This is a genomic window from Streptomyces hirsutus (assembly GCF_001418415.1).
Classification (GTDB): Bacteria; Actinomycetota; Actinomycetes; order Streptomycetales; family Streptomycetaceae; genus Streptomyces; species Streptomyces hirsutus.
Genome location: NZ_LIQT01000151.1, coordinates 1 through 9,936, shown reverse-complemented (window position 1 = coordinate 9,936; position 9,936 = coordinate 1). Strand labels below are relative to the sequence as shown.

The window sequence follows — 9,936 nt, the reverse complement described above, 5'->3', positions numbered from 1 at the left end:
GCCGTCTTCCGGCCCCGCCCGCGGTGTGCCGCGGGCGGGGCCGGAAGACGGCCGTTCAGGGCTTTCGGGGCCGGCTTCAGAAGGGCGACAGCGTCAGGCGCACGCCCGTGGGGGCCGTGTCCTGGATGTACGAGGCGAAGTCGGCGACGTCGTCGAAGGCGAAGCCGTATGCCTTGCCGTCCTCCGTGGCCGTGTGCACGGCCTTGGAGTAGTGGTTGGTGAGCTCGGTCCGGTAGAAGACCGAGGCGTCGGTGGTCGGCTGGTCGGGGTGGCTGAGCAGCGTCGAACGGTTGAAGCCGGCGCCGAGCACGGCGGCGACCGGGCCGGTCGTGCCGTCGTTCGGGGCGGCGAGCGCCCCGTCGCAGAAGAGGACGTCCCGGGTGGACGGCCTGCCGAAGGAGACCTGGGCGGGCCCGTCGAAGGTGAACCGGTCGCCGCGCACCCGGCCGGTGAAGGTCCCGGCGTTGGTGGTGATCCTGAGGTCGCGTCCGGTGTAGGTGCTCCACACCTCGTCGATGTACGGCGCGAGGTGGTCCTTGGCGAACAGACCCGCGTCCAGGCCGTGGCCCGGCGCGATGATCCGGGTGTCGTCCACGACGAGCCGCGAGAACGCCTCCACCTGCCTGAGCGCGGAGAACACGGCACCGCGGCCCCCGTTCCGGAACACGCCCGTGGACTGGTCCTTGGAACCGGTGAGCCGGATGTTCATCGGCACGCTGAACATGTCGACCATCGTGGTGTTGCAGAACATGCCGGCGGAGTTGTGGGTGAACTCCGCACAGTCGTGCAGCACACCGTAGCTGGGGTCCGAGGTGACCCAGCCGGCCGGGTACTGCAACGCCGCGTTGCCGTTGCCGTCCGCGACGGCCTTGAACTTGAGCTTTCGGCCGAGGGCCACGTAGATGCGGCCGGACATGTACGGCAGGGACAGCCGGGTCTCGCCGCTGCCGGCCAGGCTGATCGCGTAGTCGGTGAAGCCGTCGGCGCCGTTGTCCGACAGGGAGACCGGGGCCAGGGTGCCGTCCGGGGTGAGCCGCACCTGACGTCCGTCCTGGTTGCCCACGACGTAGAGGTGCACGTTCGCGTTGCCGAAGGAGCCACTGTTGTTGACGATCGTCAGCGGGAGAGGGGCCGCGGCGGCCGCCACGGCCTGCGTGTCCGGGGACGTCTCCGCGAGGGCGTGGGGGGCGAGCGCGGCGGCGGCGGGCACGGCCACGGCCGCCCCGCCGAGGGCGAAGAGAACCTTCCGGCGGCCGAGGGAACGCTGGTGGCGAGGAGTCATGTGGGGGTCTCCTGAGGTGATCGAGCGGCTCTGACGAGCCGTTCCTGGTGAGCGGTACCTGACAAGATGTCGCCCGGGGCGTGGGGGTGGGGCCGAGCGCTCCCCGACGGTGATGAGAGCGCTCTCACGCCGCAGGTCGTGCCGGCGCCTGGCCTTGATGGTACGGACCGGAACCACCCCCGCCAATGGGTCCGACTTGTCCCTCGAGTCGCTCTGATCAGGGCTTACTTGACGTGCTTGCGAGAGCCCCGCATGTGCTTAAGCGCTTTTTAAGGGTCGCTTAAGCCGGATCGGGCGGAGGGGCACCTGGTGTGGGGAGAGCGCTCTCTGCTTGCCGTGGTGTCGGAGCCCCTCGGCGTGAAGTCGCGGGAACCTTCCGGGACGGGCCGGAGGCGCCGTCGCACCCGGCGTATCGCGGCACACCGCCGGACGCCCGTCCTGGAGGACTCCGGCCTCCGGTGGCCGGCCCTCCCCTGCGATTCAGAGTCGTACCTGCTGAATGCGTTCGCATTTTCCTATTGGATTTCCCGCGGTACGGGGCCCAGGCTGGAACCGCTTGTCAGATGCGGCGAGTCGACATCCGGAAGAGGTCGCGCATACATGCACACCCGCCGTATCGGTGACGTCGAGGTCGGTGCGATCGGGCGGGGCGCCATGCGCGTGTCGATCGAGGGGCGGCCGGGCGAGGCGCGCTCCCTGTCCACCGTCCACGCCGCACCGGACGCCGCTTGAGGGGTCTCGGGCCGCGACCGTCGGTGCGGTCGTGCGCGCGGGTCTGGTGTACTTCTGCCCGATAAGGGGGAAAGCGCTTTCCGGTGCGGGGGAGCAGAGAACGTTCGCCGCACCGCCGTAACCGGGCTGCACCTGCCGTATCCGGCTTCAGGGGAGGACCACCGCCGATGGCGTCGTCGCCGGCAAGACCACTCGACCACCGCTACCGGGGCGAGCACCCGGTCCGGACCCTCGCCTATCTCCTCCGTGCCGACCGCGGCCGGCTCGCCGCCGCGGTCGGCGTCTTCACGGTCAAGCACAGCCCCATCTGGCTGCTGCCGCTGATCACCGCATCCATCATCGACACCGTGGTGCAGCACCGGCCGATCTCGCAGCTCTGGACCAGTACCGGCGTCATCATGTTCATCCTGCTGGTCAACTACCCGCTGCACCTGCTCTACGTGCGCCTCCTGTACGGCAGCGTCCGCCGCATGGGCACCGCCCTGCGCTCCGCCCTGTGCACGCGGATGCAGCAGCTCTCCATCGGTTACCACTCCCGCGTGAGCGCCGGTGTGCTCCAGGCCAAGGTCGTGCGGGACGTGGAGACCGTCGAGCAGATGGTGCAGCAGACCGCGGAGATGGGGCTCGGCGCGATCACCGTACTCATCGGCGGACTGGTCATCATCGCCCTCCGCACGCCCGAGTTCCTGCCCGTCTTCCTGGTCGTCGTGCCCACCGCCGCCCTGCTCGTGGCCCGGCTGCGGTCCCGGCTGCGGACCCACAACGAGCACTTCCGGCACGAGGTGGAGACCCTGTCGTCCCGGGTGACGGAGATGACCCGGCTCATCCCGGTCACCCGCGCCCACGGGCTGGAGGGCAAGGCCCTGCGCCGGATGGACGGCACCCTGAACCGGCTGCTCACCTCCGGGATGCGCCTGGACCTGGTCAACGGCCGGTTCGGCTCGCTGGCCTGGGTGGCGCTCAACGTGGTGGGCGTCCTCGTCCTGGCCGGCGCGGCGCTGATCTCGTACTACGACGTCTGGGGCGTCAGCGCCGGCGACATCGTCATGCTGAGCGCCTTCCTGACCACGCTCACCAACTCCACGACGACACTGGCGGGCCTGGCCCCGGTCATCACCAAGGGCCTCGAGTCCGTGCGCTCGGTCGGCGAGGTTCTCCAGGCGCCCGAACTGGAGGACAACGAGGGCAGGTCGGAGGTGACCGTCCTGCGCGGCGCGGTCACGTTCGAGGGCGTGGGCCACGCCTACGAGCGTGATGAGCGTCCTGCCGTACGCGACTTCACCCTCGACGTCGCCCCGGGCGAGACCGTCGCCCTCGTGGGCGCCTCGGGGGCGGGCAAGTCCACCGTGCTCAACCTCGTCATAGGCTTCATCCGCCCGACCTCGGGCCGCCTGCTCCTCGACGGCGCCGACATGAACGGCCTCGACCTGCGCACCTACCGGCGCTTCCTGTCGGTCGTGCCCCAGGAGTCGATCCTCTTCGACGGCACGATCAGGGAGAACGTGGCCTACGGCATGGACGACGCCGACGAGGAGTCGGTGCGGTCCGCACTGCGCGACGCCAACGCGCTGGAGTTCGTCGACCGGCTGCCCCAGGGCCTCGACACCCTCGTCGGGGAGCGCGGAGCCCGCCTGTCCGGCGGACAGCGCCAGCGCCTCGCCATCGCCCGCGCCCTGATCAGGGACCCCAAGGTACTCGTCCTCGACGAGGCGACCTCGGCGCTGGACACCCGTTCCGAGGCGCTGGTCCAGGAGGCGCTCGCCCGGCTGCTGCGCGGGCGGACCACCTTCGTCGTGGCGCACCGGCTGTCCACCGTGCGCGGTGCCGACCGGATCGTGGTCATGGCGGACGGCCGAATCCAGGAGATCGGCACCCACGAGGAACTGCTGCGCCGGGGAGGGGCGTACACCGCACTGCACAGCGGGCAGGCGGCCTGACGGGCGGCCGGGCCACCCGTCAGGCGTCCATCCAGTCCATTCCGGCGGGCCGGCCCGCCGGCCGTCTGGTCGGCCGGACGGAATGGACTACTTCCGGGCGATGCGGGTAGGCGCAGCCACACACCCAGAGAGAGGCGCCTTCGTGCTGGTACCGGATCCCAAGACCGTCAGACGACTGCTGACGCGTTACGCGACGCTGCGGATCGCGCAGGCGGAGCGGCCCTCGCCCGTCGCGGCGCGCGAGCTGGAGGACATCACCTACACGCTCTGCGTGATGACGGGAACGGCAGGCATCCGTGAGGCCGTCACCCGCGCGGACGCGCTGCTCGCCCAGGGGCAGACCGCGCCCGCCGGCCGGACCGCGGACCCGGACGGCGAGAACGGCCGGTGCCTGACCGTGTGACCGGCGGCTACGAGCCGGTGCCCGCGACAGGCCGGCCGACGGGCCGTCGGCCGTGGAACGCCGACCGGTACGCGTACGGCGTGGTGCCCACCACCTTGCGGAACCGCTCGCGGAACGCCGTGGGCGAGCCGAACCCGGACTGCTGGGCGATCCGCTCGACCGTGTAGTCGCTGTTCTCCAGCAGGTACTGGGCGCGCCGTACCCGCGCCCGCAGCAGCCACTGCACCGGCGTGGTGCCCGTCTGCTCGCGGAAACGGCGGCCGAAGGTGCGCTCGCTCATCCCGGCACGTGCCGCCATCGCCCCGAGGGTGACCTCGTGCGCCAGGTTGTCCTCGATCCACTCGAACAGCGGCTCGAAGGCCGACCCACGAGGCACGGGCGGGTGCTTGTGCACGATGAACTGGGCCTGTCCGCCCTCCCGTTCCAACGGCATGACGGACATCCGGGCCGTGTTCGCGGCCACCGCCGAGCCGAGGTCCCGGCGGACCATGTGCAGGCACATGTCCAGCGCGGCGGCGGCACCGGCCGAGGTGAGGATCTGCCCGTTGTCGACGTAGAGCACGTCAGGCTGTACGTCGACGCGTGGAAAGGAGCGGGCCAGTTGGTCCGCGGCCACCCAGTGCGTGGTGGCGCGCAGCCCGTCCAGCAGCCCCGCCTCCGCCAGCACGAACGCGCCCACGCACACCGAGGCGATCCGGGTGCCTGCTCCGGCCGCCCGGCGCAGCGCCGTGACGACCGCGGGGGAGAGCGGCGGGGCGCCTTCGGCACGGCCCGGGACGATGATCGTGTCGGCGTCGTCCAGTGCCTCCAGTCCGCGGTCGACGCGCAGGAGCAGACCGCCGTCCGCCGCCACCTCGGGTGCCTCGGCGCACGGCCGCACCCGGTAGGCGGGCCGGCCGTCGGGCAGCCGCGTCCAGTCGAAGGTCTGCATGGGTGCCGCCATGTCGAACGGAATGACCCGGTCGAGCAGAAGAATCGCCACGGAGTGCATGAACGCCACGATAGGCGGATTCCCGCCACGCGTAAGGGTCGGGGCAGGAGTGGGGAGGTGATGCGGCGGACCGGAGGAAAGGCAGACGGGCCGGTTGGCGGGAATCCGTCGGAAGCTGTCGATCCAGCCCCTGGGTGAAGACCCCGAGGGCCCTTAGCGTGAGCCCTTCACCGCTGATCACGCCAAGGAAAGAGCCCCGGTGACCAAGTTCCTGCTGTCCCTGCACGTCCTCGCCGCCATCCTCGCCGTCGGTCCCGTGACCGTCGCGGCGAGCATGTTCCCGCCGGCCGCGCGCCGCGTCGTGCCCGCCGGGGGTGACGGGCCCGTCGCGGCAGCGGTGACCACCGTCGAGGTGCTGCACCGCATCTGCAGGGTCTACTCCCGCATCGGTGTCGCGGTACCCGTGCTCGGGCTGGCCACCGCGCTCGCCATGGGAGTTCTGGGCGACGGCTGGCTCATCACCTCCATCGCGCTCACGGCGGCGGCCGCGGCCGTCCTGATCGCCTTCGTGCTGCCCCGGCAGGACGAACTCGTCGAGCAGCTGGCCCAGCAACGGTCCGTCGACCGGCGGGAGACGATGCGACTCGCCATGTTCACCGGTGTGTTCAACCTGCTGTGGGCGACGGTCACGGTTCTCATGATCGTCCGCCCCGGTTCGACCACGGGCGCCTGACCGGATCCGGCACCGCCCCGTGCCTCCTGCCGCCGGGGCGCGGGGACTATCCCTCGTGTACTCATCTGCGTCAAGTCGTATGGATGGATTCCCCCTGAAGGATGTCCGGACGCATACACTCGTCAGTCGCGTCCCCGTCCCGGGGCCGACGAAGCAGAGAGGCGCGTTGCAGGGTGTTCAAGGAATCCCCCATCTACGACCGACTCATCACGGAGCGCGGTGATGTGCCCGCACAGGTCCGCAGCGAGGCCGAACGAGTGAACAGGGAACTGGAGCTGGTCATGGGGCCCCTGCAGTCCCCCGGGTACTCCCAGGGCGGCCACGACCGCCAGCAGTCCCCGGGGAACGGCTGGCAGCGCACCGCCCTTCTGCCCGGCCCCAGGCCGCACTGATCCGGGTACCGCCCCGGAGGGCGGACCCGTACCACCACGCTCCCACGTGGTGGCGGGCCCTCAGCATGCCGTGGTGGGCGTCCTGTCGACCTCCACCGTCTCCTCGGGAACGGGCCGCGCCAGCCACTCGGCGACGGTACGCGCGATCGGCTGGCCCGTCTCCACCTCGACGAACCCGAACTGCCCCGACTGATTGCACTCCAGGAACCACCACGTCCCGTCGGCGTCCTCGGCGAAGTCGAAGGCCCCGTAGGCCAGTTCGGCCTCACGCAGATAGGTGCGGACGGAGTCGGCGAGGCGCGGCGGCACATCGACCGGCTCCCAGGGCGCCCCGGGCGGCGCGAAACGTACATCCACCTCGACCGGTTCGGCGCCGGGGTACGCGGCCTTGCGGGCGGCCAGCAGTCGCTCGCCCACGGCGGTGAGCCGGATGTCGGCGCGCTTCGCGATCCGCCGCTGGAGCAGCGTCGGCCCGAACGCCACGGCGGTGAAGTCGGTGTCCGGCGCCACCCTGCTGGTCGGCACGGCCCGCGGCGGATCCTGCGGATGCGCTCCGGAAACGGGCTTGACCACCAGGTCCGGGAACCGTTCGGCGAACTCCCGGGCGGCGCGCGGGAAGGTCGTGATCAGGGTGGCCGGCACGGGCAGGCCGCAGCGCTGCGCCAGCCGGAGCTGCCACGGCTTGTGACGTGCCTGCCGGGCCGCGTCCGGATGGTTCATCCAGCGGGCGTCCGAGCCGCGCAGCATCCCGTAGAGAGCCTGAGCGGCCTCCTCGGTCAGCCAGGGCGACGGCTGGGCCGCCCGCCCGGCCGGGGTGCCCGGCCTGCGCACCCACACGGACCGCAGTCCGCCGATGCTCACCAGTCGCCCCCCGGTGGAGAGATGGCCGCGAAAACGGCCGTGCACGTATTCACCCGAGAGCGAGACGCCGGCGGTCAGATCGGCAGGGTCGAGGCGTACCACCGGAACTCCGGAGCCGTGCAGGTGCACGACCACCATGTCGGCGGTCACATCCTCCTCGCAGGTGAGGATCAGTACGGTCATCGTCTGCGACTCACGGTCAGTCGTCGAAGTGGGTCTTGGAACCCGCCGTGGACGTCGTGGTGCCCACCTCTCGCAACAGTGCGTGATCGCAGGCCGCCACTCGTCCGTCGGCGAGAACGTTCAACTGCAGTCCGGAGTCGTACACATACGGAGTGCTTACGACCAACTCCCGTGCCGGACGTGCGTAGTTGAGCGCGAACGGTTGCATCGTCTCTCCCTCGTCGGTGCTGCGCCGACCAGGCGACGGCCCACTGTGCACCGCTGCTTGGTCCGCCGACTTGTTTTGGCTTCCAGAGACTTATACGAATCGAACGGGTGGTTGGTTTCCTCACGGAGCGTAGTCGCGGGCGGGTTCGCGATCCGGGCGCCGGGGCGTCGCTCCGGGTGACCCCGCGCCGAGGGATCCGCGCAGGGAGCGCAGTGCGAGCAGCAGCACGCCGATGTCGTCCAGGTACACCGGGTCGGGCAGCAGGTCGGTCGGCAGGACGAGGTAGAGGACCGCGCCCCAGAACACCCAGCGCGGGCCCGTGGGCAGACCGGCGCGCCGCAGCTCGCGCCGGGTGCGGACCAGTCGCACCATGAGGGCCACGGCGCAGGCCAGCACGGCGGCCGCGGCGACGGCGGCCACGACGAGTACCACGGTGGTCGTGTCCACGGGCTGTCCTCCTCAGGGTGCGGCGCGACACCGGTCTCCCTGTTTGGATGCCCGGGAACGGCTCCGGTATGACCCCCCGGGGGAGCCGACGGAGTGGCACAGGTCATACCGGTGGCCCAGCCGAGTGGCCGTGCCGGGCGGGGGCGCTTAGTAATGGTCCACGTAACGTCGCTCGTCGTACGTCCGGGGGGGGGCGAGGAGCGGCCTGAGTCTTCATTCATGGAGCCGAGCATGACCACCTGCTCATCGACACCCCCGTCGGACACCTCGAGTCCCTCGAGCGGCCCGACCGTCTCGACTGTCTCCGGGATATCCGGTGGAACGGACGGGGTCCTCCCGCCGGAGCCGCCACCGACGCCCCTCCCGGCCGCCGGAACGGTCTACGGCACCGGTGGACTGCGTCTGGACGCGGACCCGGCGGAGTCCCTACGCCCAGAGGAGGAGGAGCGGGATCGGCAGCAGTACGGCGACCCCGTGGGCAACCTGGTGTACGCGGCGGTGTCGGACCGCCCCCCGGACGAGGTCGCCGACCTCATCACGTCACTGGCCCGTTCACCCGAACACACTCGGGCCGTGGTCGACGTTCTGCGCGTCATCGGGGTGAGCCGCCCCGTGGAGGACGTGGCCCGTCTGGTCGCCCTGCTGACCCGGCCGCCCCGCGACGCCGACAGTGCGGACGAGGCGATCCGGGCCGCTGCGGCGCACCGCCCGGTGGAGGACGTGACCCGGCTGGTGGCGCTGTTGCACAGCGAGCAGCTGGCACCCCACTGCCGTGAGGAGGCACTGCGGGCCGCCGCCTCCGGCCGCTCCGTCGAGGAACTGATCGAGCTGATAGACCGTCTGGCCGCGCTGCCCCCGCCGGATCGCCCCGACCGCCCCACGCCCGAACCGTCCCGGTACGAGGACGAGCGCGGGGACCGGCGCCGGGAGGAGCGCGGGGGCGTGCGGGACGACGAGCACCGTGGGAGACCGGACGCGGGTTTCCCGCCCCCGTACCGCGGCGCCCTGGGCGCGGCGGCCCTGCACTCGAGGCGGCGGATCCGGCGCCCCCGCCGGGCGCACGCGCAGCCCGTCCGGTCCATGACCTGGTCGAGCTGGTCCGCCGCGGTGGCACTCGCCGTGTGTGCGGTGGTCCACTTCCCGCTGCGGGGCGACGGTTTCTCCCTGGTCCCGCACGCCCTCGCGGTCGGTCTGCCGGTGCTCTGCACGGCGCTGGCCCTGTTCCTGGTCGTACGCCCCGGCGTGCTGGTACTGGCGGCGGCGGTCGTGCTGCCGGCCGCCCTGGCCGGGACCCACGCCTCCGGCGGTACCTTCCCGTCCGCCGTCCTGTCCCGAGCCGTCGGCCTCGCACTCGCCCCGCAGTGGCTCGCCGGCGCGGCGGCCGTCGTCGCCGCGCTCCTGGCGCTGACGGCGCTGGTCGTCCGGGTGGTGTCCCCGTTCCCCGGCAGACACTGGGCGGTGTGGCCGGCGCCCGGCACACCCCGGATGCCGGACTGACCGCCGTACGGCCCGGGAGGCGTGCCGTCCCGACGGGCGGCCGGCCCTCGCCTGCCCGGCGATCCGCCGGACGGGCCGCCCTACGGGCCGGAGGACGTCGACTGCGCGTCGGCGGCGGGCAGGGCGGCCCGGCGACCTTCGCCGGCGGGCGACGGACGGCGTGCCCTGGAGCCGAACCTCAGGCGCTCGAACGTGCGGGTCAGCTGCTGCATCGGGGACGGAGCCGGCGTGCCGGGCGGCAGGGCCCGGACGCCCGAGGCCCCGGCGGCCCCCCGGTACGCGGTCAGCGCCTCGTGGGCGCTCTCGGCGGCCTCCCGGTACAGGTCGCGG

Annotated in this window: 10 protein-coding genes and 2 pseudogenes; 6 read left to right on the top strand and 6 right to left on the bottom strand. The window is 71.9% G+C overall.

Going from position 1 to position 9,936, the window contains the following annotated elements; all coding sequences use genetic code 11:
• Positions 1-76: 76 nt before the first annotated feature.
• Positions 77-1,282: a glycoside hydrolase family 64 protein gene (locus tag AOK11_RS12040; RefSeq protein WP_055593668.1), complete on the bottom strand. Its 1,206-nt coding sequence runs from the start codon at positions 1,280-1,282 to the stop codon at positions 77-79.
• Between the two features lie 600 nt (positions 1,283-1,882).
• Between AOK11_RS12040 and AOK11_RS41680 the strand changes: the two are divergent.
• From AOK11_RS41680 to AOK11_RS12030, 3 genes and pseudogenes are all read left to right on the top strand, one after another.
• A pseudogene (locus AOK11_RS41680) lies at positions 1,883-2,008 on the top strand (aldo/keto reductase); the annotation flags it as partial.
• A 173-nt stretch (positions 2,009-2,181) separates the two neighbouring features.
• Positions 2,182-3,951, top strand: a complete 1,770-nt coding sequence (locus AOK11_RS12035) for an ABC transporter ATP-binding protein (RefSeq protein WP_055593667.1) — start codon at positions 2,182-2,184, stop codon at positions 3,949-3,951.
• A 142-nt stretch (positions 3,952-4,093) separates the two neighbouring features.
• A complete protein-coding gene (locus tag AOK11_RS12030; protein WP_055593666.1) occupies positions 4,094-4,354 on the top strand; it encodes a DUF5133 domain-containing protein in 261 nt (86 codons plus the stop codon).
• 7 nt (positions 4,355-4,361) lie between these two features.
• On the opposite strand, the gene AOK11_RS12025 is transcribed toward AOK11_RS12030, so the two are convergent.
• Positions 4,362-5,345 carry a GlxA family transcriptional regulator gene (locus tag AOK11_RS12025; protein ID WP_055593669.1) on the bottom strand — a complete coding sequence of 328 codons (984 nt, stop codon included), beginning with the start codon at positions 5,343-5,345 and terminating at the stop codon, positions 4,362-4,364.
• A 199-nt stretch (positions 5,346-5,544) separates the two neighbouring features.
• Here AOK11_RS12025 and AOK11_RS12020 point away from each other — a divergent pair, with 199 nt between their 5' ends.
• Positions 5,545-6,018, top strand: a complete 474-nt coding sequence (locus AOK11_RS12020) for a DUF2269 family protein (RefSeq protein ID WP_055593665.1) — start codon at positions 5,545-5,547, stop codon at positions 6,016-6,018.
• Between the two features lie 173 nt (positions 6,019-6,191).
• The gene (locus AOK11_RS12015) at positions 6,192-6,410 is read left to right on the top strand and encodes a hypothetical protein (protein WP_055593664.1); all 219 of its coding nucleotides are present in this window, start codon (positions 6,192-6,194) and stop codon (positions 6,408-6,410) included.
• A gap of 60 nt (positions 6,411-6,470) precedes the next feature.
• On the opposite strand, the gene tgmB is transcribed toward AOK11_RS12015, so the two are convergent.
• The 3 genes from tgmB to AOK11_RS12000 all read right to left on the bottom strand — a co-directional run bounded on the left by tgmB (position 6,471) and on the right by AOK11_RS12000 (position 8,109).
• The gene (gene tgmB, locus AOK11_RS12010) at positions 6,471-7,454 is read right to left on the bottom strand and encodes an ATP-grasp ribosomal peptide maturase (RefSeq protein WP_055593663.1); all 984 of its coding nucleotides are present in this window, start codon (positions 7,452-7,454) and stop codon (positions 6,471-6,473) included.
• A gap of 16 nt (positions 7,455-7,470) precedes the next feature.
• A complete protein-coding gene (gene tgmA, locus AOK11_RS12005; RefSeq protein ID WP_055593662.1) occupies positions 7,471-7,662 on the bottom strand; it encodes a putative ATP-grasp-modified RiPP in 192 nt (63 codons plus the stop codon).
• 120 nt (positions 7,663-7,782) lie between these two features.
• Positions 7,783-8,109, bottom strand: a complete 327-nt coding sequence (locus AOK11_RS12000) for a YkvA family protein (protein WP_055593661.1) — start codon at positions 8,107-8,109, stop codon at positions 7,783-7,785.
• A gap of 231 nt (positions 8,110-8,340) precedes the next feature.
• Here AOK11_RS12000 and AOK11_RS11995 point away from each other — a divergent pair, with 231 nt between their 5' ends.
• Entirely contained in the window at positions 8,341-9,606 is a 1,266-nt protein-coding gene (locus AOK11_RS11995; protein WP_157869332.1) for a hypothetical protein, read from the top strand.
• Between the two features lie 80 nt (positions 9,607-9,686).
• Here AOK11_RS11995 and AOK11_RS11990 read toward each other — a convergent pair.
• Positions 9,687-9,936: pseudogene (locus AOK11_RS11990) on the bottom strand (hypothetical protein); the annotation flags it as partial.

Excerpts from the sequence above, each read along its gene's own strand:
- AOK11_RS12025 (WP_055593669.1), bottom strand. The coding sequence starts at position 5,345 with ATGCACTCCGTGGCGATTCTTCTGCTCGACCGGGTCATTCCGTTCGAC.
- AOK11_RS12040 (WP_055593668.1), bottom strand. The coding sequence starts at position 1,282 with ATGACTCCTCGCCACCAGCGTTCCCTCGGCCGCCGGAAGGTTCTCTTC.
- AOK11_RS11995 (WP_157869332.1), top strand. The coding sequence starts at position 8,341 with ATGACCACCTGCTCATCGACACCCCCGTCGGACACCTCGAGTCCCTCG.
- tgmB (WP_055593663.1), bottom strand. The coding sequence starts at position 7,454 with ATGACCGTACTGATCCTCACCTGCGAGGAGGATGTGACCGCCGACATG.
- AOK11_RS12035 (WP_055593667.1), top strand. The coding sequence starts at position 2,182 with ATGGCGTCGTCGCCGGCAAGACCACTCGACCACCGCTACCGGGGCGAG.
- tgmA (WP_055593662.1), bottom strand. The coding sequence starts at position 7,662 with ATGCAACCGTTCGCGCTCAACTACGCACGTCCGGCACGGGAGTTGGTC.